The organism is Streptomyces sp. NPDC057877, from assembly GCF_042796855.1.
GTDB lineage: Bacteria > Actinomycetota > Actinomycetes > Streptomycetales > Streptomycetaceae > Streptomyces.
The window spans coordinates 21,993-48,300 of the sequence record NZ_JBHVMS010000016.1 but is presented as its reverse complement, the minus strand read 5'-3'; the positions used below and the strand labels follow the sequence as shown (position 1 = coordinate 48,300).

At 70.3% G+C, this 26,308-nt stretch carries 26 protein-coding genes; 20 read left to right on the top strand and 6 right to left on the bottom strand.

Going from position 1 to position 26,308, the window contains the following annotated elements; genetic code table 11:
• Nucleotides 1–133: 133 nt before the first annotated feature.
• Complete coding sequence (locus ACFVQG_RS36500; RefSeq protein ID WP_004984723.1) at nt 134–337, bottom strand: cold-shock protein; 204 nt, start codon at nt 335–337, stop codon at nt 134–136.
• A 310-nt stretch (nt 338–647) separates the two neighbouring features.
• On the opposite strand from ACFVQG_RS36500, the gene ACFVQG_RS36495 reads away from it, so the two are divergent.
• The 4 genes from ACFVQG_RS36495 (at nt 648) to ACFVQG_RS36480 (ending at nt 5,057) form a co-directional block, all read left to right on the top strand.
• Nucleotides 648–1,496: a menaquinone biosynthetic enzyme MqnA/MqnD family protein gene (locus tag ACFVQG_RS36495; protein WP_383392317.1), complete on the top strand. Its 849-nt coding sequence runs from the start codon at nt 648–650 to the stop codon at nt 1,494–1,496.
• Between the two features lie 109 nt (nt 1,497–1,605).
• On the top strand, nt 1,606–3,279 hold the full coding sequence (locus tag ACFVQG_RS36490; RefSeq protein ID WP_383392314.1) for a serine/threonine-protein kinase: 1,674 nt from the start codon (nt 1,606–1,608) through the stop codon (nt 3,277–3,279).
• Between the two features lie 119 nt (nt 3,280–3,398).
• Nucleotides 3,399–4,598 carry a cyclic dehypoxanthinyl futalosine synthase gene (gene mqnC, locus ACFVQG_RS36485; protein ID WP_383392311.1) on the top strand — a complete coding sequence of 400 codons (1,200 nt, stop codon included), beginning with the start codon at nt 3,399–3,401 and terminating at the stop codon, nt 4,596–4,598.
• A 6-nt stretch (nt 4,599–4,604) separates the two neighbouring features.
• Nucleotides 4,605–5,057, top strand: a complete 453-nt coding sequence (locus ACFVQG_RS36480) for a hypothetical protein (protein ID WP_383392308.1) — start codon at nt 4,605–4,607, stop codon at nt 5,055–5,057.
• Between the two features lie 4 nt (nt 5,058–5,061).
• On the opposite strand, the gene ACFVQG_RS36475 is transcribed toward ACFVQG_RS36480, so the two are convergent.
• Nucleotides 5,062–6,063, bottom strand: a complete 1,002-nt coding sequence (locus tag ACFVQG_RS36475) for a chitinase (protein ID WP_383392305.1) — start codon at nt 6,061–6,063, stop codon at nt 5,062–5,064.
• Nucleotides 6,064–6,252: 189 nt separating this feature from the next.
• Here ACFVQG_RS36475 and ACFVQG_RS36470 point away from each other — a divergent pair, with 189 nt between their 5' ends.
• The 4 genes from ACFVQG_RS36470 to ACFVQG_RS36455 are packed head-to-tail and all read left to right on the top strand — an operon-like array spanning nt 6,253 to nt 10,761.
• The gene (locus ACFVQG_RS36470) at nt 6,253–6,582 is read left to right on the top strand and encodes a hypothetical protein (protein ID WP_383392302.1); all 330 of its coding nucleotides are present in this window, start codon (nt 6,253–6,255) and stop codon (nt 6,580–6,582) included.
• Nucleotides 6,579–8,930, top strand: coding sequence for a bifunctional polysaccharide deacetylase/glycosyltransferase family 2 protein (locus ACFVQG_RS36465; protein ID WP_383392299.1), 2,352 nt, complete (start codon nt 6,579–6,581; stop codon nt 8,928–8,930). Before ACFVQG_RS36470 ends, ACFVQG_RS36465 begins: the two co-directional genes overlap by 4 nt.
• Entirely contained in the window at nt 8,930–10,045 is a 1,116-nt protein-coding gene (locus ACFVQG_RS36460; RefSeq protein ID WP_383392296.1) for an acyltransferase, read from the top strand. Before ACFVQG_RS36465 ends, ACFVQG_RS36460 begins: the two co-directional genes overlap by 1 nt.
• The gene (locus ACFVQG_RS36455) at nt 10,042–10,761 is read left to right on the top strand and encodes a demethylmenaquinone methyltransferase (RefSeq protein WP_383392293.1); all 720 of its coding nucleotides are present in this window, start codon (nt 10,042–10,044) and stop codon (nt 10,759–10,761) included. Before ACFVQG_RS36460 ends, ACFVQG_RS36455 begins: the two co-directional genes overlap by 4 nt.
• Here ACFVQG_RS36455 and ACFVQG_RS36450 read toward each other — a convergent pair.
• Together ACFVQG_RS36450 and ACFVQG_RS36445 are read right to left on the bottom strand one after the other, a co-directional pair.
• A complete protein-coding gene (locus ACFVQG_RS36450; RefSeq protein WP_383392291.1) occupies nt 10,755–11,096 on the bottom strand; it encodes a PASTA domain-containing protein in 342 nt (113 codons plus the stop codon). The two genes, ACFVQG_RS36455 and ACFVQG_RS36450, sit on opposite strands and share 7 nt — an antisense overlap.
• Nucleotides 11,097–11,184: 88 nt before the next feature.
• Nucleotides 11,185–11,715: a GNAT family N-acetyltransferase gene (locus ACFVQG_RS36445; RefSeq protein ID WP_383392288.1), complete on the bottom strand. Its 531-nt coding sequence runs from the start codon at nt 11,713–11,715 to the stop codon at nt 11,185–11,187.
• A 98-nt stretch (nt 11,716–11,813) separates the two neighbouring features.
• On the opposite strand from ACFVQG_RS36445, the gene ACFVQG_RS36440 reads away from it, so the two are divergent.
• Nucleotides 11,814–13,097 (top strand): geranylgeranyl reductase family protein, encoded by a 1,284-nt coding sequence (locus ACFVQG_RS36440; RefSeq protein WP_383392285.1) that lies wholly within the window; start codon nt 11,814–11,816, stop codon nt 13,095–13,097.
• 8 nt (nt 13,098–13,105) lie between these two features.
• On the opposite strand, the gene def is transcribed toward ACFVQG_RS36440, so the two are convergent.
• A complete protein-coding gene (def, locus tag ACFVQG_RS36435; protein WP_383392283.1) occupies nt 13,106–13,732 on the bottom strand; it encodes a peptide deformylase in 627 nt (208 codons plus the stop codon).
• A gap of 168 nt (nt 13,733–13,900) precedes the next feature.
• Nucleotides 13,901–14,743: a C40 family peptidase gene (locus ACFVQG_RS36430; protein WP_383392280.1), complete on the bottom strand. Its 843-nt coding sequence runs from the start codon at nt 14,741–14,743 to the stop codon at nt 13,901–13,903.
• A 716-nt stretch (nt 14,744–15,459) separates the two neighbouring features.
• Here ACFVQG_RS36430 and ACFVQG_RS36425 point away from each other — a divergent pair.
• Genes ACFVQG_RS36425 through nuoK form a run of 11 tightly spaced genes read left to right on the top strand, consistent with a single transcriptional unit; the run spans nt 15,460 to nt 26,295 of the window.
• Entirely contained in the window at nt 15,460–15,819 is a 360-nt protein-coding gene (locus ACFVQG_RS36425) for an NADH-quinone oxidoreductase subunit A (protein WP_007383963.1), read from the top strand.
• Between the two features lie 13 nt (nt 15,820–15,832).
• Nucleotides 15,833–16,387 (top strand): NuoB/complex I 20 kDa subunit family protein, encoded by a 555-nt coding sequence (locus ACFVQG_RS36420; protein WP_383392277.1) that lies wholly within the window; start codon nt 15,833–15,835, stop codon nt 16,385–16,387.
• Nucleotides 16,384–17,124 (top strand): NADH-quinone oxidoreductase subunit C, encoded by a 741-nt coding sequence (locus ACFVQG_RS36415; RefSeq protein WP_383392274.1) that lies wholly within the window; start codon nt 16,384–16,386, stop codon nt 17,122–17,124. Before ACFVQG_RS36420 ends, ACFVQG_RS36415 begins: the two co-directional genes overlap by 4 nt.
• Entirely contained in the window at nt 17,121–18,443 is a 1,323-nt protein-coding gene (locus ACFVQG_RS36410) for an NADH-quinone oxidoreductase subunit D (protein WP_383392271.1), read from the top strand. The genes ACFVQG_RS36415 and ACFVQG_RS36410 overlap by 4 nt, the downstream gene beginning before the upstream one ends.
• The gene (gene nuoE, locus ACFVQG_RS36405) at nt 18,440–19,309 is read left to right on the top strand and encodes an NADH-quinone oxidoreductase subunit NuoE (protein ID WP_383392268.1); all 870 of its coding nucleotides are present in this window, start codon (nt 18,440–18,442) and stop codon (nt 19,307–19,309) included. The genes ACFVQG_RS36410 and nuoE overlap by 4 nt, the downstream gene beginning before the upstream one ends.
• Nucleotides 19,309–20,658 (top strand): NADH-quinone oxidoreductase subunit NuoF, encoded by a 1,350-nt coding sequence (gene nuoF, locus ACFVQG_RS36400; RefSeq protein WP_383392265.1) that lies wholly within the window; start codon nt 19,309–19,311, stop codon nt 20,656–20,658. Before nuoE ends, nuoF begins: the two co-directional genes overlap by 1 nt.
• Nucleotides 20,655–23,156, top strand: coding sequence for an NADH-quinone oxidoreductase subunit G (locus ACFVQG_RS36395; RefSeq protein ID WP_383392263.1), 2,502 nt, complete (start codon nt 20,655–20,657; stop codon nt 23,154–23,156). The genes nuoF and ACFVQG_RS36395 overlap by 4 nt, the downstream gene beginning before the upstream one ends.
• A complete protein-coding gene (gene nuoH / locus ACFVQG_RS36390) occupies nt 23,153–24,517 on the top strand; it encodes an NADH-quinone oxidoreductase subunit NuoH (protein WP_383392260.1) in 1,365 nt (454 codons plus the stop codon). Before ACFVQG_RS36395 ends, nuoH begins: the two co-directional genes overlap by 4 nt.
• Complete coding sequence (gene nuoI / locus ACFVQG_RS36385) at nt 24,510–25,160, top strand: NADH-quinone oxidoreductase subunit NuoI (protein WP_383392257.1); 651 nt, start codon at nt 24,510–24,512, stop codon at nt 25,158–25,160. The genes nuoH and nuoI overlap by 8 nt, the downstream gene beginning before the upstream one ends.
• On the top strand, nt 25,157–25,999 hold the full coding sequence (locus ACFVQG_RS36380; protein WP_383392254.1) for an NADH-quinone oxidoreductase subunit J: 843 nt from the start codon (nt 25,157–25,159) through the stop codon (nt 25,997–25,999). Before nuoI ends, ACFVQG_RS36380 begins: the two co-directional genes overlap by 4 nt.
• The gene (nuoK, locus tag ACFVQG_RS36375) at nt 25,996–26,295 is read left to right on the top strand and encodes an NADH-quinone oxidoreductase subunit NuoK (RefSeq protein ID WP_356061246.1); all 300 of its coding nucleotides are present in this window, start codon (nt 25,996–25,998) and stop codon (nt 26,293–26,295) included. The genes ACFVQG_RS36380 and nuoK overlap by 4 nt, the downstream gene beginning before the upstream one ends.
• Nucleotides 26,296–26,308 lie beyond the last annotated feature (13 nt).

Genomic DNA, 26,308 nt, shown 5'->3' with positions numbered 1-26,308 from the left:
GGAATTCCCGGAGAATTCACCCGGTCGCCGCCCTCGCCGCGTCCGCCGCGGTGAAAGGGCAGGAGCCCCGTCGCCGTACTGGACGGCGCGGGGCTCCTTGGGTACTGCACTCGTTCCCGGATCGGAGGATCGATCAGACCGGGGTGACGTTCTCCGCCTGCGGGCCCTTCGGGCCCTGGGTGACGTCGAAGGACACCTGCTGGTTCTCCTCAAGGGACCGGAAGCCGGTCGCGTTGATCGCGGAGTAGTGGACGAAGACGTCGGGGCCGCCGCCTTCCTGGGCGATGAAACCAAAGCCCTTTTCGGCGTTGAACCACTTCACGGTTCCGGTAGCCATAAGCCCTCCTTGGGCTCAAAGGGTTGCCCTGCTCCAGAACCAGCAAGTGTGAAGATTTTTGAGTTCTGCACAACTGCATCCGTCTAGGAACGACGAGAGCCTGCGGTCACATGCTCCGCAGGCTCTGTACTGCAAGGGAAACCAAACTGCAACTTGCGGCGAGCCTAGCACGCGCGCAGGGGAATGCAATAGAGGGCAAGATCACGTCACCCGGATGTTTGAAGGGGCTCACGGGGCTGACGTGGCGTCCCGGCCGGTCCGGCCCGACCCCGGGGGCTGCACCCTACCCCAGGAGGTCTAGCCTCACGATGTGGACATTTCTCGCACCCGGCCGCGCGTCGGCCACATCCAGTTCCTGAACTGTCTGCCCCTGTACTGGGGGCTCGCCAGAACGGGCACGCTCCTCGACTTCGAGCTGACGAAGGACACCCCGGAGAAGCTCAGCGAGAAGCTGGTGCGGGGAGACCTCGACATCGGGCCGATCACCCTCGTGGAGTTCCTCAGGCACGCGGACGAGCTGGTCGCCTTCCCGGACATCGCCGTCGGCTGCGACGGGCCGGTGATGTCCTGCGTGATCGTCTCCCAGGTCCCGCTGGACCGCCTCGACGGCGCCCGGGTCGCCCTCGGTTCCACCTCCAGGACCTCGGTCCGGCTCGCCCAGCTGCTGCTGGCGGAACGCTTCGGCGTGACGCCCGACTACTACACCTGCCCGCCCGACCTCAGCCTGATGATGCAGGAGGCCGACGCCGCCGTCCTCATCGGGGACGCCGCCCTGCGCGCCAACCTGCACGACGGGCCCCGTTTCGGCCTGGACGTGCACGACCTGGGCGCGCTGTGGAAGGAGTGGACCGGGCTGCCGTTCGTCTTCGCGGTCTGGGCGGCGCGCCGCGACTACCTGGAGCGGGAGCCGGTCATCACCCGCAAGGTCCACGAGGCCTTCCTCGCCTCCCGCAACCTCTCCCTCGAGGAGGTCGCCAAGGTCGCCGAACAGGCCGCCCGCTGGGAGGCCTTCGACGAGGAGGTCCTCGCCCGCTACTTCACCACCCTCGACTTCCGCCTCGGCGCCCCGCAGCTCGCGGCGGTCGCGGAGTTCGCCCGCCGGGTGGGGCCGACGACCGGCTTCCCGGCTGATGTGAAGGTGGAGCTGCTGCAGCCGTAGGGCCCCGGGGGCGCGGGCTTATACGCTTCCGGGCAGTGCGCGGGACAGGGCTCATGCGCTTCCGGGCACCGCACGGGAATCGGGGGAACAACCGGGGGAAGGGGGCGGCATGCAGCCGCTCGGTGCCGACGAGCCCACCGTCGTGGGGCCCTACCGACTGCTCGGCCGACTCGGCTCCGGCGGGATGGGGCGGGTCTACCTCGGCCGCAGCGCCGGTGGCCGGACGGTCGCCGTCAAGATCGTGCATCCGCACTTCGCGCTCGACGAGGAGTTCCGCGCCCGCTTCCGACGGGAGGCCGAGGCGGCGCGGCGGGTCGGCGGCGCCTGGACCGCGCCGGTCCTCGACGCCGACCCCGAGGCGCCGGTGCCCTGGATCGCCACCGCCTACGCCGCCGGGCCGTCCCTCACCGCGGCGGTCACGGACGGCGGAGCGCTGCCCGCGCACACCGTACGGGCGCTCGGTGCCGGACTCGCCGAGGCGCTGGCGGCGGTGCACGACCTGGGACTCGTCCACCGGGACGTGAAGCCGTCCAACGTCCTGCTCACCCTCGACGGCCCCCTCCTCATCGACTTCGGCATCGCCCGCGCCACCGACGGCACCGCGTCCCTCACCTCCACCGGCGTCTCCATCGGCTCGCCCGGCTACATGTCCCCCGAGCAGATCCTCGGCAAGGGCGTCACGGGCGCCGCGGACGTCTTCTCGCTGGGCGCGGTCCTGGCGTACGCGGCGACCGGCGCGCCGCCCTTCCCCGGGGACTCCTCGGCCGCCCTGCTCTACAAGGTCGTCCACGAGGAGCCGGAACTGGACGGCCTGAGCGGGGAGTTGCGGGAGCTGGCCGCCGCCTGCCTGGCCAAGCAGCCGGGCGCCCGGCCCGCGCCCCGCGACATCGCCGCGCGGCTGGCTCCCGAGGGGGCCGCCCGGCTGGTCGGCGGGGGGTGGCTGCCGGGGGTGCTGGTGGAGCAGGTCAGCCGTAGTGCCGTACAGCTGCTGAACCTCGAGGGGGCGGGCGACGGGGCCTCGGTGTCGGGGCCGGTGGGGTTCAGCAGTCCGGCGGTGGGGGTGGCGCCGACGTCCACCGGGAACGGGAGCGGTGGGTCGGGGGAGTTCGGTCCGGCGCCGGTGATGCCGACGCCGCACATGCCCACGTACTCCCCGCCCACGGCGGATGCCTCCGGTGGCGGGCGTCCCGGCAGGGTCTCGCTGTCCGTGGCGGCGACCTCCGGGGCCGGTGCGGGCGGCCGGGGGCGGCGGGTGAGCTGCACCGTGGCGCTCGCGGTGGCGGGGGCGCTGGCCGCGGTGACGTTCGGGTCGGTGTTCGTCTTCGACCTGCTGCCGGGCGGCGGTTCGGACGACACCAGCGGGAGCGACACCGGCACGCGGCCCCCGGCGGCGAGCGAGAGCGCCCCCGGGGACTCCGGCGGGGCGGCGGAGGTCCCCGACCGCTACCTCGGCACCTGGGAGGGCCAGGGCACCGCCCTCGGCGGCACGCTGCCCATGGGCGCCTTCCAGGTCACCGTCGAGCGGGCCGAGGTGGGCGAGGAACTGGGCCGGGTCCGCAACACGGACCCGCTCGGCGGCGTCTGCACCGACGTACTGACCCTGCGGCAGGTGACCGAGAAGCGGCTGGTGGCGCGCGCCGTCGGGGCCGAGGGCAACCACGCCGGGTGCAGCCAGGCCGCGCACACCGTCCGCCTCACCCCGGTCGGCGACGACCTCACGTACCAGTCGGACAGTACGGACTCGGGGCAGCCGGAGGCGCGGTTGTCCAAGGTGGGGCAGTAGGCGGGGGGCGGAACCCGCTGGCGTAGGCTGGATCGGTCTGCCCACCCGTCTCCCACCACCACCCTTATTCAGAGCGCTGCGCGCGCACCTTTTGATTCCTTGACGAAAGGGACGCTTCGGTGACCGAGAAGGCCGACCTCCAGTCTGTGCTCGACCGTGCCGCGGCCGGTGGGCGGATCACGCCCGAGGAGGCGCTCGCGCTCTACCGCGACGCCCCGCTGCACGCCCTCGGCGCCGCCGCCGACGCCGTACGCCGCCGCCGGTACGCGGGCGTCGAGCACATCGCGACGTACATCATCGAGCGGAACATCAACTACACGAACGTCTGTGTGACGGCGTGCAAGTTCTGCGCCTTCTACGCGCCGCCGAAGGACAAGGCCAAGGGCTGGACCCGTGACCTGGACGACATCCTGCGCCGGTGCGCGGAGACCGTCGAGCTGGGCGGCACGCAGATCATGTTCCAGGGCGGCCACCACCCGGACTACGGCGTCGAGTACTACGAGAAGCACTTCGCCGCCATCAAGGCCGCCTACCCGCAGCTGGTGATCCACTCGCTGGGCGCGTCCGAGGTCGAGCACATGGCCCGGATCTCCAAGGTGAGCGTCGAGGAGGCGATCCAGCGGATCCACACCGCCGGGCTCGACTCCTTCGCGGGCGCCGGTGCCGAGCTGCTGCCGGAGCGGCCCCGCAAGGCCATCGCCCCGCTGAAGGAGAGCGGTGAGCGCTGGCTGGAGATCATGGAGACCGCCCACAACCTGGGCGTCGAGTCCACCTCCACCATGCTGATGGGGACCGGCGAGACCAACGCCGAGCGCATCGAGCACCTGCGGATGATCCGCGACGTACAGGACCGGACCGGCGGCTTCCGCGCCTTCATCCCGTACCTGTACCAGCCGCAGAACAACCACCTGAAGGGCCGCACGCAGGCCACCATCTTCGAGTACCTGCGGATGATCGCCGTCGCCCGGCTGTTCTTCGACAACGTCGCCCACATCCAGGGCTCCTGGCTCACCACCGGCAAGGACGCGGGCCAGCTCACCCTGCACTACGGCGCCGACGACCTCGGTTCGATCATGCTGGAGGAGAACGTCGTCTCCGCGGCCGGTGCCAAGCACCGCTCCAACCTGATGGAGATGATCGAGATGATCCGCGGCGCGGGCCGGGTGCCCGCCCAGCGGTCCACGACCTACGAGCACCTGCACGTCCACGACGACCCCGCGGACGACCCCGTCGACGGGCGCGTGATGTCCCACATCTCCTCCACCGCCATCGAGGGCGGCACCGCCCACCCCGAGCTGAAGCTGCTCGCTTCCAACTGACACCAGGTGCTGACCATTCATGCCGCCGACCTGGTGGTGGGCGGCGCCGGGGAACTGAAGGACGGCGCCGTCGTCGTCGACGGGGCGCGGATCGCGGCCGTGGGGTCGCTCGCCGAGCTGACCGAGCGGTTCCCGGGGGCACGGGTGCGGCGGTGGCCCGGCGTCCTCGGGCCCGGCCTCGTGCACGAGGGTCCGCTGCCGGACGCGCCTTCGCCGCGCGAGCGGGTGCACGCGGTGTTGAAGCGCGGGGTGACGGCGGTGCTCGCCGCGGATGTGGACAGCGCCGGGCTGCGGGGGGCCGCTGAGCGCGGTGGGGTGAGTGTGGTGGCCGGGGCGCGGTCGTCCGCTGGGCTTGGTGAGGGTGAGCGTGCTGACCTCGCCGTCTTCGCGGAGGCCCATGGGGTGGGGGAGGCCGTGGCCACGGTGTGCGGGGGGCGGTTGGTGCATCGGCGGCGGTGATCCGTCAGCCGGAGAGGGCCTCCGCGAACGCGCCCGGCGTCTGGGTCACGCCGCTGCAGTCGGTGGCGGCCCGTGTCTCGTCGTCCGCGCACTGCTGGTCCCGGAAGGTCGCCCACATCGACACCCAGGCGATCTCCTTCTCCTCCGCGAAGGCCCGTACCCGTGCCGCGTCCGCGAGGGTGAAGGTCTCGCCGTCGACGTCGTTCACGCCGATCATCGAGGTGAGCGCCATGGCCCGCCAGGCGCCCGCGTCGGACTGGCCGAAGACCTCCTTGAGCTGGGCGTGCGTGGCCTTCGCCGACCGGATCGCGTAGGCGCCCATGTCGCCGGTGTACGTGCTGCCGTAGTTCATCGTCATGATGTTGACGGTGGCGACCTGTACGCCGTGGTCGTTGGCGGACTCCAGCAGCGCCACGCTGTCGTCGTCGAGGCCGGAGGGCATCACCGGGAGCGTGAAGGACACCTCCAGCCCGGGCCGGTCCCGCTGGAGCAGCGCGATGGCCTCCGAGCGGAGGGCGACCGAGTCGGCGTCGGTGAGGGTGTCGCCCTCTATGTCGAAGTCGGCGCGGGTGGCACCGGCGGCGTCCAGGGCGGCGCCGTACGCCTCGGCCAGTTCCTCGGCGCTCTCGCAGGCGGTGGCCAGCTCGGCGCCGGACGCGCCGCCGAAGGAGACGCGGGTCTCGGTGAGCCCGGAGATCCGGGACGTGACCGTCGAGTCGTCGACGGGGTGGGTGCCGCCCCAGGTGGGGGTGCAGCCGGTCCCGTCGGCGATCACGAAGGCGAGGTTGTACGTCGTGGGGGATCCGGCGGTGTCGTGGTCGGAGGGGGTGGTGGCGCTGACGTAGGGGGCGTAGGCGGTGGTGTCCGGTGCTTCCTCGGTCGCCGCGTCCGTCGTCTGCGCGGTTGCCCGGTCAGCTGACGTGTGCGCGGTGGTCGTGGAGCAGGCCGTCACCGCCAGTGCGACCAGGCAGCTCAGCCCGGCCACCGGCCTGAGGAAACTCCGCATCGCTGACGCACCCGCTCTCATGGATCGCTTCTGGGGGAGGGGAAACGTCTCACACGAGTCTGGGATTCGACGCCGATTTGCGGCTGCGCAGGGATTCTCTCAGCGGACGGACAGGTTGGGGGACTTTCCATGGGCTGCTCACAACTCGCCAGTGCCCCGCACAAATAAAGCTTCCCTACCGTCCGGGGAATGCATTCCGAGTCTGTCATCGACGACCGTGCCACCGCGCACGGTCGCCACCGCAAACGCGGTAACGGGTCAGTGGCCATCGAGGGGCCCGTGTTCGTCGACACCTCCGGGCGCCGGGCCAGGGTGCTGCGCCGGATCGGTCTCCTCCTCGGGGTCGCCTGCCTCGGGTACGCCGTCCTGCTGGGCGCGGCCTTCATGGGCTGGGGGACCTCGCTCACGCCGTCCTCGCTGTTGCCGTTCGGCGCGGGGGGCGGGCCCGGTCAGGGGGGCGTCCCCAGTGGCGCGCCCGGCACCGGTGTGCCGCCGCAGGGTGGTTACGGCGCCTCATGACCACCGCTCCCGCCCGCCCCGCGCGGGTCGTCCTCGCCCTGCTGCTCCTGCTCGCGCTGACCTCCGTACTGCTGCTGGACGGCTATCTGCGCGCCGAGGTCGGGGGCGACCAGCGCGTACGCACCGGCGCCAGCGCCAGCGACGTACCGGACGAGATCCTGAGCGGCGGGCCCATCCTCACCTTCCGGGGCGGTCAGGCCACCACCCTCTCCGTGCCGGACAAGACGATCGCGCTGACCTTCGACGACGGGCCCGACCCGACCTGGACCCCGCAGATCCTGCAGGTGCTGGAGGAGTACGACGTCCCGGCGACCTTCTTCGTCGTCGGGTCGATGGTGTCCCGGTACCCCGGCATCGTGCGGGACCTGGTGGAGCAGGGCAACGAGGTCGGCGTCCACACCTTCACGCACGTCGACCTGTCGTACCAGAGCGAGGCCCGCGTCACGCGCGAGATGACGCAGACCCAGCTCGCGCTCGCGGGCGCGGCCGGGATCACGACGACCCTGTTCCGGGCTCCGTACTCCTCGCAGACCGACGCCATCGACAACTACAGCTGGCCCGTCTACCAGTCGCTCGGCGAGCAGGGCTACACCAGCGTCTTCGTCGACACCGACAGCGACGACTGGAAGACACCTGGCGTGGCGAAGATCGTCAAGTGGGCCACCCCGGAGGACGGGGAGGGCGCGTCCGTGCTGATGCACGACGCGGGCGGCGACCGCTCCCAGACGGTGAAGGCGCTCGCCGAGTACATCGAGAAGATGCGGGGGGAGGGGTACACCTTCACGACGGTCAGCGGGGCGATGGGGGTGGCACAGGCGGAGGCGCGGGAGGAGGCCGGGGAGGCCCTTGCCGCGCCGGGTGCGGGTGCCGCGCCTGGTTCCGGCTCCGCTTCCGACTCCGGTTCCGGCTCTGACTCCGCTTCCGACTCCGGTTCCGGCTCTGACTCCGCTTCCGGCTCCGGTTCCGGCTCTGCTTCCGACTCCGGCTCAGGCTCCGACTCCGGCTCAGGCTCCGACTCCGGCTCCGGCTCCGGTACGGCGATGCTCCAGGCCGCCCACCGCGAGGCCACCGGCACCACCCTCTACGAGGGCAAGGCGCTCGTCGCGGCCGTCGCCGTCGCCGAGTGGACCGTGCCCGCGCTGTCCGTCGGGCTGGCGGTGGTCGGCGTGGCCGTGCTGGGCCGGTTCGGGATGATGGTGGTCCTGGCCCGGCGCCACTACCGGCAGCGCAACCGGCGCCGGTTCAACTGGGGGCCGCGGGTCACCGCTCCGGTGAGCGTGATCGTCCCGGCGTACAACGAGAAGGAGTGCATCGCCAACACCCTCGACTCGCTGGCGCTGAGCACCCACCCGATCGAGATCATCGTTGTCGACGACGGGTCGACGGACGGTACGGCCGATATCGCCGAGTCCCTCGGCATGCCGAACGTGCGTGTCATCCGGCAGGAGAACGCGGGCAAGCCCGCCGCCCTCAACAACGGTGTCCGCAACGCCCGTCACGACATCGTCGTGATGATGGACGGCGACACCGTCTTCGAACCGGACACCGTACGGCAGCTCGTCCAGCCCTTCGCCGACCCCGCCGTGGGCGCGGTCGCGGGCAACGCCAAGGTCGGCAACCGCAACACCGTGATCGGGGCCTGGCAGCACATCGAGTACGTGATGGGCTTCAACCTCGACCGCCGCATGTACGACCTGCTGCGCTGCATGCCCACCATCCCGGGCGCGATCGGCGCGTTCCGGCGGGAGGCCGTGACGCGGGTCGGCGGGATGAGCGAGGACACCCTCGCCGAGGACACGGACATCACCATCGCCCTGCACCGCGCGGGCTGGCGGGTCGTCTACCAGGAGCACGCGCGGGCATGGACCGAGGCGCCGGGTTCGCTGAAGCAGCTGTGGTCGCAGCGCTACCGGTGGTCGTACGGCACCATGCAGGCCCTCTGGAAGCACCGCAAGTCCCTGACGGACAAGGGGCCCTCGGGGCGGTTCGGTCGGGTCGGGATGCCGCTCGTGGTCGTCTTCCAGATCGTCACGCCGGTCTTCGCGCCGCTCATCGACGTCTTCACCGCCTACTCGATGATCTTCATCGACTTCAGGGCCGCGCTGCTGGCGTGGCTGGCGGTGCTGGGGGTGCAGCTGGCGTGCGCGGCGTACGCCTTCCGGCTGGACCGGGAGAAGTACCGGTATCTGCTGATGATGCCGCTCCAGCAGCTCGCCTACCGGCAGATGATGTACCTGGTCCTGATCCATTCCTGCGTCACCGCGCTCACGGGCGGGCGGCTGCGGTGGCAGAAGCTGAAGCGGACGGGTGAGGTCGGGACACCGGCGGGAGCGGGGTCTTCGGGCTGATGGGGGCGCATCGCAAGGCGGTCGGGGCGGGTTCTGCGGGCCGCGGTCGTGACCGGTACTTCGACGTGCTGCGGGCCCTCGCCCTCGTCCGCGTGGTCACGTACCACACCTTCGGCTGGCCCTGGGCGGGCATGGTGTTCCCCTCGATGGGGATCATGTTCGCCCTCGCCGGGAGCCTGATGGCGAAGTCGCTGGAGCGCCCGGCGCTGGCGGTGATCCGGGGGCGGGTGCGCCGGTTGCTGCCGCCGTTCTGGTTCTGGGGCTGCTTCGTGGTGCTCGCGATGCTGGTGCACGGCTGGATGCCGGGCTGGCAGATCGTCTACTGGGTGGTGCCGCTCGGCGACCCGCCGGGCGACGCGTGGGCCGAGCAGGCGTGGGAGGTCGTCTGGTACCTGCGCACGTACCTGTGGCTGGTCCTGCTCTCCCCGCCGCTGCTGTGGCTGCTGCGCCGGGCGCCGGTCCCGGTGCTGCTGCTGTCGCTGGTGCCGGTCCTGGTGTTCACGTACGTCTGGTGGCCACCGGACGGCCGCCTCGGCACCGGGCTGTGGGACCTGGCGACGTACCTGTTCTGCTGGCTGCTCGGCTTCGCCCACCGCGACGGTGTGCTGCGGCGGCTGCGGCCGTTCGCGGTCGTCGTGCTGTCGCTGGCCGCGCTGGGCTACGGCGGCTGGTACGCGCTGACCCACCAGGCCGAGTACGGCGGCACCTACGACCTCGACGACAACCCCCTGGCGCAGGCGTTCTGGTCGGCGGGCTTCGTGACGCCGCTGATCTACGCCAAGGCCCGCCTCGGCACCGGCCTCGCCGGGCTGGCCCGCTTCCGGCGGCTCGACCGGATCGTGGCCGTGCTCAACGCCCGCGCGGTGACGGTCTACCTCTGGCACGAGATCGCGCTGATCCTCGCCGTGCCGCTGATCGACCGGTTCTGGCGGGTACCCGCCTTCGAGGCCCATCTGCCGCTGGAGAGCCAGTGGTTCCTGTTCGGGGTGGCGTGGGTGCTGATCGGGGTGTTCGTGCTGCTGTGCGGGTGGGTGGAGGACGTGGCGGCGCGGCGGGCGCCGCGGCTCGTCCCGGGCGCCGTGCCCCGCGGCCCTGCTGCAAGAATGGCTCCGTGACCCGCGCATCCCTGGAAAAGCAGCCGCACGAAGTCGCCTCGATGTTCGACGACGTCGCGGAACGGTACGACCTCACCAACGACGTGCTCTCCCTCGGCCAGGACCGGCGATGGCGCAAGGAGGTCGCCCGGGCCGTCGACGCGCGCCCCGCGCAGAAGGTCCTCGACCTGGCGGCCGGTACGGGCACCTCGTCCCTGCCGTTCACCCGCGCGGGAGCCTTCGTCGTGCCCTGCGACTTCTCCCTCGGGATGCTCCAGGTCGGCAAGCGGCGCCAGCCGTGGATGCCGTTCACCGCAGGGGACGCGACCAGGCTGCCGTTCAAGGACGACACCTTCGACGCGGTGACGATCTCCTTCGGGCTGCGCAACGTCCAGGACACGGACGCGGCGCTGCGGGAGATGTACCGGGTCACCCGGCCCGGCGGGCGCGTCGTCATCTGCGAGTTCTCGCACCCGACGTGGACGCCCTTCCGGACCGTCTACACCGAGTACCTCATGCGCGCCCTGCCCCCGGTCGCCCGGGCCGTCTCCTCCAGCCCCGACGCCTACGTCTACCTCGCCGAGTCCATCCGCGCCTGGCCCGACCAGCCCGCCCTCGCCGAACGCCTCCGTGACGCGGGCTGGTCGAGCGTGGCCTGGCGGAACCTGACGGGCGGGGTCGTGGCGCTGCACCGGGGGTTCAAGGTGGCGCGGGCACGTGGGGGGACGTCTCAGTAGGGCACGCCGACGAACGGGTCCCGCGGTTCGTCCAACTCCCTGCGCACCCCGCCCCCGGGAGGACCCGGCACGCGCGGCTCCCGCACGCCCGCGCCCCCGCCTCCCTCACCCTCCCCGAGGTCGAACCACACGGTCACCACGGCCCCGCGCGGGATCTCGACGCCGGGCGGCGGGTACTGCCGTACGACGTAGTCGACGACGGTGCGGTGGAAGTCGGGCCGGTCCGGCGCGGCGAGCAGCACCCCGTGCGCCTCGGCCGCCTCGCGCGCGTCCACGGCCATCAGACCGACCAGCTTCGGCACCCGCACCTCGGGCGTCCTGGGTGTTATGCGCACAGATGTCACCCCCAGCGGTACTGGCAGGGTAACCCCAGGGAGGCCCGTCGGGAAGCGTCAAGTACCTTTCCGTAGCCGACTGTTACTGTCAGTCACGGTCGCTGGAGATCGCCTGGAGCGCGAGTCGATAGCACCGCCCCTTCTGCTGTGTCGCGGGGGACATGAAGGTCTCGGCGAGCCGCATGCCGAGCCGCTGGGTGACCGCGATCGAGCGGGCGTTGCGCGCGTTGACCATCGCCACGACCGAGGGAACCCCCGCCGCCCTGACCCGTTCCAGGGTCTCCTGCGCGGCGGCCGTGACGTACCCCTTGCCCCAGTGCTCCCGCGCGAGCCGCCACCCGATCTCGATCTCGCCCTGCGGGCCCCACTCCCAGGGCCAGGGCTGGGCGCCGGTGAAGCCGATGACCCGGTCCCGGTCGTCCAGCATGGTCCACAGGCAGAAGCCGTGCTCGGCGTCGTGACGGCGCTGGCGGGCGGTCAGCTCCTCGTAGACGGACAGTTCCGCGGACCGGCCGCCGTGGAACTCCATGACATCCGGGTGGTCGAACGCCCGGTGCCAGGCGACGGCGTCCTCGTCGGTGGGGACGCGCAGCCGTACTACGGGGAGGGTTCGGTTCACGAGGGCAGCCCTTCAGCCGGGTGATCAATTCTGCTGAATAGACTGCCCATGTCCAGTGCCGGTCGGCACACAGATTTCGAACTTGGGGAGATCCCGCCGTGGCCGAGTCTCTGACGGACAACACCGCCGATGTGATCGTCGTGGGCGCGGGCCCGGCCGGTTCCACGACGGCCTACCACTTGGCCAAGGCCGGAATGAACGTGCTGCTACTGGAGAAGACCGAGTTCCCACGGGAGAAGGTCTGCGGCGACGGTCTCACCCCGCGCGCGGTCAAGCAGCTGGTGGCGATGGGCATCGACATCTCCGAGGAGGCGGGCTGGCTGCGTAACAAGGGCCTGCGCATCATCGGTGGCGGTGTCCGGCTCCAGCTGGACTGGCCGGATCTCGCCTCCTTCCCGGACTACGGACTGGTCCGCAAGCGCGACGACTTCGACGAGCAGCTCGCCCGGCAGGCCCAGAAGGCGGGCGCCCGGCTGCACGAGCGCTGCAACGTCAGCGAGCCGATCGTCGACGCCCGCACGGGCCGTATCACCGGCGTGCGCGCCAAGCTGGGAGAGGACAAGCAGGAGGTCACCTTCCACGCGCCCCTCGTCGTCGCCGCCGACGGCAACTCCACCCGCCTCTCCCTCGCGATGGGCCTGCACCGCCGCGAGGACCGCCCGATGGGCGTCGCGGTCCGTACGTACTTCACCTCCCCGCGTCACCACGACGACTACCTGGAGTCCTGGCTGGAACTCTGGGACCGGCGCGGCCCCCAGGACCGTCTGCTGCCCGGCTACGGCTGGATCTTCGGCATGGGCGACGGCACGTCCAACGTCGGCCTGGGCGTCCTGAACACCTCCGACTCCTTCAAGGAGCTGGACTGGCGCGAGGTGCTGAAGGCCTGGTGCGCGTCCATGCCGGAGGACTGGGGCTACACCCCGGACAACATGACCGGCCCGATCCGCGGCGCCGCCCTCCCCATGGCCTTCAACCGCCAGCCGCACTACACGCGCGGGCTGCTCCTCGTCGGCGACGCCGGCGGCCTGGTGAACCCCTTCAACGGCGAGGGCATCGCCTACGCCATGGAGTCCGCCCAGATCGCCGCCGACGTCATCGTCCAGGCCCACGCGCGCGCGACCCCGGCCCAGCGCGAGGCGGCCCTGCAGCGCTACCCGCGCGTGCTCAAGGACACCTACGGCGGCTACTACACGCTCGGCCGCGCCTTCGTGAAGCTCATCGGCAACCCCAAGGTCATGCAGATCGCCGCCCAGCGCGGACTGACCCACCCCATGCTGATGCGGTTCACGCTGAAGCTCCTCGCCAACCTCACCGACCCCACGGGCGGCGACGCGATGGACCGCATCATCAACGGCCTGAGCAAGGTGGCCCCGAAGGCCTGACCCAGGCCCTAGGCCTTGAGCGCCTCCACGTTGGCGGCCCGGCGGGCGAACACCTCGTCCCGCCGGGCCGCGACCTGCCGCAGGGCCTGCTTCCGCTCGCGCGCGGAGAGCCGGTCGAGATACACCTGACCGTTCACATGGTCGGTCTCGTGCGCGAGACACCGCGCGAAGTAGCCCGTCCCCTCGATGACGACCGGCGCGCCGTCCCTGTCGCGCCCGCGTACGACGGCCCGGTCCGGGCGCGGTACGACCATCAGCGCGCCGGGTACCGACAGGCACCCCTCGCTGTCGTCGACCAGCCGTCGCCCGGCCGGATCCAGCGGTTCGAGCACCGGATTGACGATGTGCCCGACATGTCGGACTCCGTCGTCGTCCGGGCAGTCGTAGACGAACAGCCGCAGATCGACGCCGACCTGATTCGCCGCCAGTCCGGCCCCCTCGGCGATGTACATGGTCAGGAACATGTCGTCGATGAGCGCGGCGAGGTCGGGCCCGAACTCCGTCACGTCCCGGCACGGCTTGTGCAGGACCTGCTCACCGACCTCGGTGATCCGCCGCACCGATCCGCGCCGGGCTTCCGGCGCGAGCGGCGGGTAGGACTCCACGGGCCGTCCCTGGAGGAAGACGCTGGGCATCGCTGCCCCTCCTTGTCCCTTACGCGGTCCCGCCACCGTGGCGTGACCGTCGGGGAAGAGACTGTCGGGACAGCTCGCGCCCGTGCAACGGGTGGTACGGCGAAGGGCCGCTGCCCCCGAGCGGCTGCGGCCCTTTCCCCTGGCGCCCGTCGGCGCGCGTCGCTCCGGTCAGAGCACGCGCACCGCGCCCGACGCCGGGTAGCCGGAGAGGTCCTGGATGACGACACCCTTGGAGGGGTTGGCCGCGTCCAGGTACTGGCCGTTACCGATGTACACCCCTGTGTGATACGCGGAGCCCTTGCCGCCCCAGTACAGGATGTCGCCGACCTGGAGGGCGGAGAGGGAGACCTCGGTGCCGACCATCGACTGGTCCTGCGAGACCCGGGGGAGGTCCACGCCGACCTGGCGGAAGGCGGCCTGGACGAGGCTGGAGCAGTCCCAGGCGTTGGGGCCGGTGGCGCCCAGGACGTAGGCGTCGCCCAGCTGGGCCTTGAGGAAGGAGATGACCGTCGCCACGCTGCCGCTGGCCGGTGCGGAGGCCGTGGTGCCGGTGTCGGCGCTCGCGCTGGCCGTGAGGGTGGTGCGCTCGGCGTCGCGGGTGGCCCGCTCCGCGGCGGCCTGGCGGGCGGCCTCCGCGGCCTTCTTCTTGGCCTCGGCCTTCCGCTTGGCCTCGGCGAGGTCCGCCTTGGCCTCCTTCGCGGCCTTTGCGGCGGCCGCGTCTCGCTCGGCCTCCAGCTCGTAGCTCGCGGCCGCCAGTTGGGTGGCGTCCGCGGACTCGGCGACCTGAGCGGCCAGGTCGGCCGTCAGGACGGGCAGTTCAAGCGTCTGTGTGACCGGCTCGGCGGCGTTCGCCGCGGCCGACGCACTGGCCACTGCCACGGTGCTGAGGATGCCACCGGCAACTCCGGCGCGCATCGCGATCGTCGAGGACGCGGTGCGGCGGGGCTTCCGGTGGCTGCGTATGTGAGCGGTGTGGGACATGAGAACAACCGGTATCAGGGGCTCCTCCATACCTACAAGAAACGTGTGCTGCGCCACAGTTGTTCAACCGGCACCCCGAACGCTTGGCGCACCGCCCTTTATTGACGCCGTAACGGACATTGCGGACGCAGTCATTCAAGCCTGTGATCACGGCCTTTCGTTGTTACGTCCGAATTGCCCGCGACCTACCACTCGTTGCGTCCGTTGGCCAAGCCCGCTTTTCATCCGCCTCTCATGAATGTGGCGGAGGTCACGGAACGGTTGCCCCGGCGGTCGCGTCCCGCGCGGGAACCGGAGCCGGGCCGACTTCGTGAACGCGTGCACGCGTCCACACCCCCTCGCGCGGCTCCCGCTGAAGTGTGAACGTGATCCACTACCAGCCGCTCCCGTCCATCTCCAATTTGCATGCAGCGGAACCATCTTGATATTGAGACGACCCCTCTGAACTGCACTGACGAGCGAAAATGTCACCTCTGGTGATCACTCGGACGCTTCACGTGCGAAGATCACCGCTCATCCGACTTCATGATCCTTCGTCAGGTGGTGGAGATCACAAAGCTTGAGCAATACCCCGTGTCGCAGATCACAGAGCTGCGGGCATAAGATGCGAGGCAACTGGGCTTGTGACCTGCTTCACATGTTCTCGATCTTCGCCGGGACAAGCGGGGTTTGTGGGACTGACGGGGCGGATGCGAGTCCAAAGCACACCGCCAGCAGTCAGTGCCGACTGAGAGGAGCGAGGAGCGGTGAACGCGTATGCGCCCATCCTCGTACTGGGAGCCCTCGGGGCAGGCTTTGCGATCTTCTCCGTGGTCATGGCCACGCTGATCGGTCCAAAGCGATACAACCGGGCCAAGCTCGAGGCCTACGAGTGCGGCATCGAGCCGACCCCCACGCCGGCCGGCGGCGGGCGTTTCCCCATCAAGTACTACCTGACGGCGATGCTCTTCATCGTCTTCGACATCGAGATCGTCTTCCTCTACCCCTGGGCCGTCACCTTCGACGCCCTGGGTGTGTTCGGGCTCGTGGAGATGCTGCTCTTCGTGCTCACCGTCTTCGTCGCGTACGCGTACGTGTGGCGGCGCGGCGGCCTGGAATGGGACTGAGGGGCCTTTAGCCATGGGACTTGAAGAAAAGCTGCCGAGCGGATTCCTGCTGACCACCGTCGAGCAGGCCGCCGGGTGGGTGCGCAAGTCGTCGGTCTTCCCGGCCACCTTCGGCCTCGCCTGTTGTGCCATCGAGATGATGACCACCGGCGCCGGGCGGTACGACCTCGCACGCTTCGGCATGGAGGTCTTCCGCGGCTCACCCCGCCAGGCGGACCTGATGATCGTGGCGGGCCGGGTGAGCCAGAAGATGGCGCCGGTGCTGCGGCAGGTCTACGACCAGATGCCGAGCCCCAAGTGGGTGATCTCCATGGGCGTGTGCGCGTCCTCGGGCGGCATGTTCAACAACTACGCCATCGTCCAGGGCGTCGACCACGTCGTCCCGGTCGACATCTATCTCCCCGGCTGCCCACCACGGCCCGAGATGCTGATGGACGCCATCCTCAAGCTCCACCACAAGATCCAGCACTCCAAGCTCGGCGTGAACGCGGAGGAAGCGGCCCGCGAGGCGGAGGAGGCGGCGCTCAAGGCCCTGCCGACGATCGAGATGAAGGGGCTGCTGCGATGAGCGAGGCCAACGGCAACGAGGTCAATCCAGAAAAGGACCTCTCCGCCTCCAACCTCCCCGGCCAGCGCGGCCAGGGCGGCGAGGAGATCCGCGTCCAGCGCGGCATGTTCGGCGCCAACAACGGCGGCGACACCTCCGGCTACGGCGGCCTGGTCCGCTCGGTCCGGCTCCCGGGACCGGCGTCCCGCCCCTACGGCGGCTGGTTCGACGAGGTCGCCGACGAACTGGAAGGCGCCCTGGAGGAACAGGGACTCCTGCCCGCCAACGCCATCGACAAGACGGTCGTCGACCGCGGCGAACTCACCTTCCACATCGAACGCGAACACCTGGTCCGCGTCGCCCGCACCCTGCGCGACGACCCCGCCCTGCGCTTCGAACTGTGCACCGGCGTCAGCGGCGTCCACTACCCGCACGACAAGGGCCGCGAGCTGCACGCCGTCTACCACCTGCGCTCGATCACCCACAACCGGCTGATCCGCCTCGAGGTCAGCGCCCCGGACGCCGATCCCCACATCCCGTCCCTGGTCGCCGTCTACCCGACGAACGACTGGCACGAGCGCGAGACGTACGACTTCTTCGGCATCGTCTTCGACGGCCACCCGGCCCTGACCCGGATCATGATGCCGGACGACTGGCAGGGCCACCCGCAGCGCAAGGACTACCCCCTCGGCGGCATCCCCGTCGAGTACAAGGGCGCCCAGATCCCGGCTCCGGACCAGCGGAGGTCGTACTCATGAGCACTTCCCACGCCTCCCCCAGGGAGACGACCGAGGGCACCGTCTACACGGTCACCGGCGGCGACTGGGACGAGGTCGTCCAGTCCGCGGCCCGCGCCGACGACGAGCGCATCGTCGTCAACATGGGCCCCCAGCACCCCTCCACCCATGGCGTGCTCCGCCTCATCCTGGAGATCGAGGGCGAGACGGTCACCGAGGCCCGCTGCGGCATCGGCTATCTGCACACCGGCATCGAGAAGAACCTCGAGTACCGCACGTGGACGCAGGGCACCACCTTCGTCACGCGCATGGATTACCTGACGTCCTTCTTCAACGAGACCGGCTACTGCCTCGCCGTCGAGAGGCTCCTCGGCATCGAGGACCAGATCCCCGACCGCGCCACCCTGATCCGTGTGCTCCTGATGGAGCTGAACCGGCTCTCCTCGCACCTGGTGTGCATCGCCACCGGCGGCATGGAACTCGGCGCGACCACGATCATGATCTACGGATTCCGTGATCGTGAAATGATTCTCGACATCTACGAGCTGATCACGGGCCTGCGGATGAACCACGCGTACATCCGCCCCGGCGGACTCGCCCAGGACCTGCCGCCCGGCGCGGTGGACCAGATCCGCGAGTTCGTGAAGAAGATGAAGAAGAACCTCCCGGAGTACGACAAGCTCGCCACCGGGAACCCCATCTTCAAGGCCCGTATGCAGGACGTCGGCCACCTCGACCTGACGGGCTGCATGGCCCTCGGCGTCACCGGCCCGATGCTGCGCTCCGCGGGACTGCCGCACGACCTGCGCAAGTCCCAGCCGTACTGCGGCTACGAGACCTTCGACTTCGACGTCCCGACCGCCGACACCTGCGACGCCTACGGCCGCTTCCTGATCCGCCTGGAGGAGATGCGCCAGTCGCTCAGGATCGTCGAGCAGTGCCTGGACCGGCTCCAGCCCGGCCCGGTCATGGTCACCGACAAGAAGATCGCCTGGCCCGCCCAGCTCGCCCTGGGACCGGACGGCCTTGGCAACTCCCTGGACCACATCAAGAAGATCATGGGCACCTCCATGGAGGCCCTGATCCACCACTTCAAGCTGGTGACCGAGGGCTTCCGCGTCCCGCCGGGACAGGCGTACGCGGCCGTCGAGTCACCCAAGGGCGAACTCGGCGTACACGCCGTCTCCGACGGCGGCACCCGCCCTTACCGGGTCCACTTCCGCGACCCGTCCTTCACCAACCTTCAGGCCATGGCGGCGATGTGCGAGGGCGGCCAGGTGGCCGACGTCATCGTCGCTGTCGCGTCCATCGACCCCGTGATGGGAGGCGTCGACCGGTGACCACCAGTTCTTCGGAGCGGGGCGTCAGCCTGGGCATGCCCGAACTGCCCGCGCCCGACTACCCGGACGACGTCCGCACCCGGCTGGAGCGGGACGCGCGCGAGATCATCGCCCGCTACCCCGACTCCCGCTCCGCTCTCCTGCCGATGCTGCACCTCGTGCAGTCGGAGGAGGGCCATGTCACGCGCACCGGGATGCGGTTCTGCGCGGACATGCTCGGCCTGACCACGGCCGAGGTCACCGCGGTCGCCACCTTCTACACCATGTACCGGCGCCGCCCGAGCGGTGACTACCAGGTCGGGGTGTGCACCAACACCCTGTGCGCGGTGATGGGCGGAGACGCGATCTTCGAGGCCCTCCAGGAGCACCTCGGCCTCGGCAACGGCGAGACCACCGACGACGGCAAGGTCACCCTGGAGCACATCGAGTGCAACGCGGCCTGTGACTTCGCGCCGGTCGTGATGGTCAACTGGGAGTTCTTCGACAACCAGACCGTCGACAGCGCCAAGCAGCTCGTGGACGACCTGCGCACCGGCGCCCAGGTCTCGCCCACCCGCGGGGCGCCGCTGTGCACCTTCAAGGAGACCGCCCGGATCCTGGCGGGCTTCCCCGACGAGCGCGAGGGCGCGGTCGAGGCGACCGGAAGCGCGGGACCCGCCTCACTGGTCGGCCTCAAGCTCGCCAAGGGCGAGTCGGCACCCGCGCGGATCGTGCACCCGAGGGACGCCGGGCCGCACGACCAGCCGCAGGACAAGGTGCACGAGCCGTCGCCCACCGAGCACCTCAGCTCGCACGACGCGCCGCAGGACACATCGGCCTCCGACCCCACCCACCCGGCGGGGCCCGTCGCCGAGGAGGGGGAGTGATGACCTTGGCACCCGAGCTGAAAGACACCAGCCCCGAGAAGCTGCTCGCACCCGTGCTGTCGGCCTTCTGGGACGAGGACAGGTCCTGGACGCTGGACGTGTACCAAAGGCACGAGGGATACGAGGGACTCCGCAAGGCGCTGGCCATGTCGCCCGACGACGTGATCGCGTACGTCAAGGACTCCGGGCTGCGCGGGCGTGGCGGCGCGGGATTCCCCACCGGAATGAAATGGCAGTTCATTCCGCAGGGGGATGGAAAGCCACACTATCTAGTTGTCAACGCCGACGAATCGGAGCCCGGAACCTGCAAGGACATTCCGCTCCTCTTCGCGAACCCGCATAGCCTCATCGAGGGCATTGTCATCGCGTGTTATGCCATCCGGTCTTCGCATGCCTTCATCTATCTGCGTGGTGAAGTGGTCTCCGTGCTGCGGCGGTTGCACTCGGCCGTGAGCGAGGCCTATGCGGCCGGCTACCTGGGCGAGAACGTCCTGGGCAGCGGCCTCGATCTCGATATCACCGTGCACGCGGGCGCGGGCGCGTACATCTGCGGTGAGGAGACCGCACTGCTCGACTCGCTCGAAGGCCGCCGTGGGCAACCGCGGCTCCGTCCCCCCTTTCCTGCCGTCGCGGGCCTCTATGCGTGCCCGACTGTTGTGAACAACGTCGAGTCCATCGCGTCGGTTCCCGCCATCATGAAAAACGGCAAGGAATGGTTCAGGTCGATGGGCAGCGAGAAGTCCCCGGGCTTCACGCTCTACTCGCTCAGCGGCCATGTCGCCAGCCCCGGCCAGTACGAGGGCCCGCTCGGCATCACGCTGCGCCAGCTCCTGGAGATGGGCGGCGGCATGCGGCCCGGCCACCGGCTGAAGTTCTGGACCCCGGGCGGCTCCTCGACACCGATGTTCACCGACGAGCACCTGGACGTCCCCCTCGACTACGAAGGAGTGGGCGCCGCGGGTTCCATGCTCGGCACGAAGGCGCTCCAGTGCTTCGACGAGACGACCTGCGTGGTGCGGGCCGTGACCCGCTGGACCGAGTTCTACGCCCATGAGTCCTGCGGCAAGTGCACACCCTGCCGCGAAGGCACGTACTGGCTCGTGCAGTTGCTGCGCGACATCGAGGCGGGCAAGGGCCAGATGGCCGACCTCGACAAGCTCAACGACATCGCCGACAACATCAACGGCAAGTCGTTCTGCGCCCTCGGCGACGGCGCCGCCGCGCCGATCTTCTCCTCGCTGAAGTACTTCCGTGAGGAGTACGAGCAGCACATCACGGGCCGTGGCTGCCCCTTCGACCCGGCCAAGTCGACGGCCTGGGCCGATCACCGTACGGAGGTGAACGCATGACAGTGACCACCAGCGCTCCCTCCGGCGGGGGCGAGGCGGCCCGCCCGCCGGAGGACCTCGTGACGCTGACGATCGACGGCGCCGAGATCAGCGTGCCCAAGGGCACCCTGGTCATCCGGGCCGCCGAGCAACTCGGCATCGAGGTCCCCCGGTTCTGCGACCATCCCCTCCTCGACCCGGTCGGCGCCTGCCGCCAGTGCATCGTCGAGGTCGAGGGCCAGCGCAAGCCGATGGCGTCCTGCACCATCACCTGCACCGACGGCATGGTGGTGAAGACGCAGCTCAGCTCGCCGGTCGCGGAGAAGGCCCAGAAGGGTGTGATGGAGCTGCTGCTCATCAACCACCCGCTGGACTGCCCGGTCTGCGACAAGGGCGGCGAGTGCCCGCTGCAGAACCAGGCGATGTCGCACGGCAACGCCGAGTCCCGCTTCGACGGCAAGAAGCGCACGTACGAGAAGCCCGTGCCGATCTCCACCCAGGTGCTCCTGGACCGGGAGCGGTGCGTGCTGTGCGCCCGCTGCACCCGCTTCTCCAACCAGGTCGCGGGCGACCCGATGATCGAGCTGCTGGAACGGGGCGCGCTCCAGCAGGTCGGCACCGGCGAGGGCGACCCGTTCGAGTCGTACTTCTCCGGCAACACCATCCAGATCTGCCCGGTCGGCGCGCTCACCTCGGCGGCGTACCGGTTCCGCTCCCGCCCCTTCGACCTGATCTCCTCGCCGTCGGTGTGCGAGCACTGCTCCGGAGGCTGTGCCACCCGCACCGACCACCGGCGCGGCAAGGTGATGCGGCGGCTCGCCGCCAACGACCCCGAGGTCAACGAGGAGTGGATGTGCGACAAGGGACGCTTCGCGTTCCGGTACGCGCAGCAGAAGGACCGCCTCGAGACGCCGCTGGTGCGCAACGCCGAGGGTGAACTCGAACCGGCCTCCTGGCCGGACGCGCTGCAGATCGCGGCGCAGGGCCTGCTCGCCTCGCGGGGCCGGACCGGTGTGCTGACCGGTGGCCGCCTCACCGTCGAGGACGCCTACGCGTACAGCAAGTTCGCGCGGGTGGCGCTGGACACCAACGACATCGACTTCCGCGCGCGCGTGCACAGCGCCGAGGAGGCCGACTTCCTTGCGGCACGCGTCGCCGGACGCGGCCGGGACCTCGACGGTACGGGGGTCACGTACTCCGCTCTGGAGAAGGCGCCCGCCGTGCTGCTGGTCGGGTTCGAGTCGGAGGAGGAGGCGCCCGGCGTCTTCCTGCGGCTGCGCAAGGCCTGGCGCAAGCACGGACAGCGGGTGTTCTCGCTGGCCACGCACGAGACCCGGGGCCTGACGAAGGCGGGCGGCACGCTGCTGCCCGCCGCTCCCGGCACGGAGACCGAGTGGCTGGACGCGCTGGCCGGCGGCGTCGGTCTGGACAACGACGGCGCGCGGGCCGCCGAGGCGCTGCGCGCCGAGGGCGCCGTGATCGTCGTCGGTGAGCGGCTCGCCGCCGTGGCGGGCGGTCTGACCGCTGCCGTCCGGGCCGCGTCCGCGACCGGCGCGCGGCTGGTGTGGATCCCGCGGCGGGCGGGGGAGCGGGGCGCCGTCGAGGCGGGCGCGCTGCCGTCGCTGCTGCCGGGCGGGCGTCCGGCGACCGACCCGCGCGCGCGTCAGGAGGTCGCCGCCGTGTGGGGCGTCGCCGAACTCCCGCACCGCTACGGCCGGGACACCGGGCAGATCGTCGAGGCCGCCGCCTCCGGCGAACTCCAGGCCCTGCTGGTCGCCGGGGTCGAGGTCGCGGACCTGCCGGACCCGGCACGCGCGCGTGAGGCACTGGCCGAGGCAGGGTTCGTGGTCTCGCTGGAGCTGCGGCCCAGCGAGGTCACCGAACTCGCGGACGTCGTCCTGCCGGTCGCCGCGGTCGCCGAGAAGGCGGGCACCTTCCTCAACTGGGAGGGCCGGGCCCGTCTCTTCGAGGCCGCGCTCAAGCCCGAGCACACCCCGCGCCGCCTGAACGCCGACGCGCGCGTGCTGCAGATGCTGGCCGACGCCATGGACGTCCACCTGGGCCTGCCGGACCTGCGGACCGTACGCGCCGAACTGGACCGGCTCGGCGGCTGGGACGGGCCGCGGGCCACCGATCCGCTGGAGACGGCGAGCCCGCTGCCGCGTCCGGCCGCCGGGGAGGCCGTCCTGGCCGGGCACCGGCTGCTGCTGGACCTCGGCGTTCTCCAGGAGGGCGACGAGGCGCTCGCCGGAACCCGGCACGCCGCCCACGCGCGCGTGTCGCCCGCCACGGCCGCCGAGGCGGGTGTCGAGGACGGCGGCACGATCACCGTGACCGGCCCCGCCGGGAGCGTCGAACTCCGGCTGGAGACGACGGAGATGCCCGACCGTGTGGTCTGGCTGCCGCTGAACTCCGTCGGCGGGGGCGTCGCCTCCGACACCGGGGCACGGCCCGGCTCCCTCGTCCGCATCGGCCCGGCGACCCACGCCGCCGACGCCCCCAAGGAGGTGGAGGCATGAGCCCGTACCAGGCTGCTGAGGACCTCTCGCTGTTCGGCACCGACCCGTGGTGGCTGGTCGTCATCAAGGCGGTCTTCTGTTTCGCCTTCGTGATGGTGACCGTGCTGTTCTCCATCGTCTGGGAGCGCAAGGTCGTCGCCTGGATGCAGCTGCGCATCGGCCCCAACCGGCACGGCCCCTGGGGCATGCTCCAGTCGCTCGCCGACGGGGTGAAGCTCATGCTGAAGGAGGACGTGATCGTCCGCCGCGCGGACAAGGTGGTCTACGTCCTCGCGCCGATCGTCGCGGCCGTCCCGGCCTTCATGGCGATCGCGGTGATCCCCTTCGGCCCGGCCGGGAACGAGATCTCGATCTTCGGCCAGCGCACCACGATGCAGCTCACGGACCTGCCGATCGCGATGCTCTACATCCTCGCGGTCGCCTCGGTCGGCATCTACGGCATCGTGCTGGCGGGCTGGAGTTCCGGCTCCACCTATCCGCTGCTCGGCGGCCTGCGGTCCTGCGCGCAGATGATCTCCTACGAGATCGCCATGGGCGCCGCGTTCGCCTCCGTCTTCCTCTACTCGGGGTCGATGTCGACCTCCGCGATCGTCGAGGCGCAGGCGGACCGCTGGTACGTGGTCCTGCTGCCGGTCTCCTTCCTGATCTACATCGTGACGATGGTCGGCGAGGTCAACCGCGCCCCCTTCGACATGCCGGAGTCCGAGGGCGACCTGGTCGGCGGCTTCAACACCGAGTACTCGTCGATCAAGTTCGCGATGTTCATGCTCGCCGAGTACGTGAACATGGTGACGGTCGCGGCGGTGTCCGTGACGCTCTTCCTGGGCGGCTGGCGGGCCCCCTGGCCGGTCAGCACCTTCTGGGAGGGCGCCAACCACGGCTGGTGGCCGATGCTGTGGTTCGTCCTCAAGGTGCAGTTGCTGCTGTTCTTCTTCATCTGGCTGCGCGGGACCCTGCCCCGCGTCCGCTACGACCAGCTGATGAAGCTCGGCTGGAAGGTCCTCATCCCGGTCTCCGTGGTCTGGCTGATGCTCGTCGCCACCGTGCGGACCCTGCGGAACGAGAACTACGACTTCGCCGACATCGCCCTGTACGTCGGCGGCGGTGTGCTCGTCGTGCTGCTGCTGTCCTTCGTCGCGGACTTCTTCCGCGACCGCGACAAGACGGGCACGGAAGCGCCCGCCGAACCGCCCGCTTTCGACCCGATGGCGGGCGGATTCCCGGTGCCGCCACTGCCCGGACAGGAGCTGCCGCCCGTGCCGCGGCGCCGCTCGCACCGCGAGCGGGAGTTGATTGTCAGTGGTGGGCCGGATACTGCCAGTGACGGATCTCTGGATGGAAAGGAGGCGTCCGATGGCTGAGGAGCCCCAGGAGGCCGGGCAGACGAAGCCCGGTTTCCAGAACCCCGTGGCCGGCTTCGGCGTGACCTTCAAGGCCATGTTCAAGAAGCGGCTGACCGAGCAGTACCCCGAGCAGCAGAAGACCACCGCACCCCGGTTCCACGGACGGCACCAGCTCAACCGCCATCCGGACGGCCTGGAGAAGTGCGTCGGCTGCGAGCTGTGCGCCTGGGCCTGCCCGGCCGACGCGATCTACGTCGAGGGCGCGGACAACACCGACGAGGAGCGCTACTCGCCGGGCGAGCGGTACGGCCGCGTCTACCAGATCAACTACGCCCGCTGCATCCTGTGCGGCCTGTGCATCGAGGCGTGCCCCACGCGCGCGCTCACGATGACCAACGAGTTCGAGCTGGCCGACTCCAGCCGCGCCAACCTCATCTACACCAAGGAGCAGCTGCTCGCCGGTCTGGAAGAGGGCATGGTCGACTCGCCGCACGCGATCTACCCGGGCATGGACGAGCAGGACTACTACCGGGGCCTGGTCACCGAGGCCGCGCCCGGCACGGTCCCGCAGACGGCCGTCTCCAAGGGGGAGACGCCGCAGGAGGCCGCCACCACCTTCGGCGCCGACGAGCCCGCGTCGGAGGAGGTGATCGGCCGATGACGGAGCAGCTCGCCGCCTACTCCACCTCCACCGGGGAGGCGGTCCAGTTCTGGATCCTCGGCACCATCGCCGTGATCGGCGCCCTGTGCACCGTGTTCATGAAGAAGGCCGTGCACAGCGCGCTCTGTCTCGCCGGGACCATGATCGTCCTGGCGGTGTTCTACCTCGCCAACGGCGCCTACTTCCTGGGCATCGTGCAGATCGTCGTCTACACCGGCGCGATCATGATGCTGTTCCTGTTCGTGGTGATGCTCGTCGGTGTCACCGCGGCGGACTCCCTGAAGGAGACCATCAAGGGCCAGCGCTGGGTGGCCCTGCTGTGCGGGCTCGGCTTCGGGATCCTGCTGGTCGGCGGCATCGGCAACGCCTCCCTCAGCGAGTTCAACGGCCTCGGCGCGGCGAACGCGAACGGCAACGTGGAGGGCCTGGCGGCCCTCATCTTCACCAAGTACGTCTTCGCCTTCGAGCTGACCGGCGTCCTGCTGATCACGGCCGCCGTCGGCGCCATGGTGCTCACCCACCGCGAGCGCACCGAGCGCGCCAAGACCCAGCGGGAGCTGGCCGAGCAGCGCGTGCGCGAGGGCAAGCACCTCCCGCCGCTGCCCGCCCCCGGCGTGTACGCCCGGCACAACGCCGTGGACATCGCCGGTCTGCTCCCCGACGGCACCCCGTCCGAGCTGACGGTCAGCAAGACGCTGCGTGAGCGCGGTCAGATCCGGGATGTGTCGACGGAGGCGCTCAACGATCTGCGGGCCCTGGAGCAGCGCGCCGAGGAGCGCCTGGAGCGGACCGCGATCGAACCGGCGACCTTCAAGCGGGCCGAGGAGGCGTCGAAGTGAACCCGGTCAACTACCTCTACCTCGCGGCCCTGCTGTTCACGATCGGCGCCACCGGCGTGCTGATCAGGCGGAACGCGATCGTGCTGTTCATGTGCGTGGAGCTGATGCTCAACGCCTGCAACCTCGCCTTCGTCGCGTTCTCCCGGATGCACGGCAATCTCGACGGCCAGATCATCGCCTTCTTCACGATGGTCGTCGCCGCCGCGGAGGTCGTGGTCGGACTCGCGATCATCGTCTCGGTGTTCCGTGCCCGCCACTCGGCCTCGGTCGACGACGCCAGCCTGATGAAGCTGTAAGGGGTCGGAAGAA

Excerpts from the sequence above, each read along its gene's own strand:
- ACFVQG_RS36395 (WP_383392263.1), top strand. The coding sequence starts at position 20,655 with ATGACAGTGACCACCAGCGCTCCCTCCGGCGGGGGCGAGGCGGCCCGC.
- nuoH (WP_383392260.1), top strand. The coding sequence starts at position 23,153 with ATGAGCCCGTACCAGGCTGCTGAGGACCTCTCGCTGTTCGGCACCGAC.
- ACFVQG_RS36500 (WP_004984723.1), bottom strand. The coding sequence starts at position 337 with ATGGCTACCGGAACCGTGAAGTGGTTCAACGCCGAAAAGGGCTTTGGT.
- ACFVQG_RS36430 (WP_383392280.1), bottom strand. The coding sequence starts at position 14,743 with ATGGAGGAGCCCCTGATACCGGTTGTTCTCATGTCCCACACCGCTCAC.
- ACFVQG_RS36410 (WP_383392271.1), top strand. The coding sequence starts at position 17,121 with ATGAGCACTTCCCACGCCTCCCCCAGGGAGACGACCGAGGGCACCGTC.
- def (WP_383392283.1), bottom strand. The coding sequence starts at position 13,732 with ATGCCCAGCGTCTTCCTCCAGGGACGGCCCGTGGAGTCCTACCCGCCG.
- ACFVQG_RS36490 (WP_383392314.1), top strand. The coding sequence starts at position 1,606 with ATGCAGCCGCTCGGTGCCGACGAGCCCACCGTCGTGGGGCCCTACCGA.
- ACFVQG_RS36475 (WP_383392305.1), bottom strand. The coding sequence starts at position 6,063 with ATGCGGAGTTTCCTCAGGCCGGTGGCCGGGCTGAGCTGCCTGGTCGCA.
- nuoI (WP_383392257.1), top strand. The coding sequence starts at position 24,510 with ATGGCTGAGGAGCCCCAGGAGGCCGGGCAGACGAAGCCCGGTTTCCAG.
- ACFVQG_RS36465 (WP_383392299.1), top strand. The coding sequence starts at position 6,579 with ATGACCACCGCTCCCGCCCGCCCCGCGCGGGTCGTCCTCGCCCTGCTG.
- nuoF (WP_383392265.1), top strand. The coding sequence starts at position 19,309 with ATGACCTTGGCACCCGAGCTGAAAGACACCAGCCCCGAGAAGCTGCTC.
- ACFVQG_RS36415 (WP_383392274.1), top strand. The coding sequence starts at position 16,384 with ATGAGCGAGGCCAACGGCAACGAGGTCAATCCAGAAAAGGACCTCTCC.
- ACFVQG_RS36460 (WP_383392296.1), top strand. The coding sequence starts at position 8,930 with ATGGGGGCGCATCGCAAGGCGGTCGGGGCGGGTTCTGCGGGCCGCGGT.
- ACFVQG_RS36380 (WP_383392254.1), top strand. The coding sequence starts at position 25,157 with ATGACGGAGCAGCTCGCCGCCTACTCCACCTCCACCGGGGAGGCGGTC.
- ACFVQG_RS36470 (WP_383392302.1), top strand. The coding sequence starts at position 6,253 with ATGCATTCCGAGTCTGTCATCGACGACCGTGCCACCGCGCACGGTCGC.
- ACFVQG_RS36420 (WP_383392277.1), top strand. The coding sequence starts at position 15,833 with ATGGGACTTGAAGAAAAGCTGCCGAGCGGATTCCTGCTGACCACCGTC.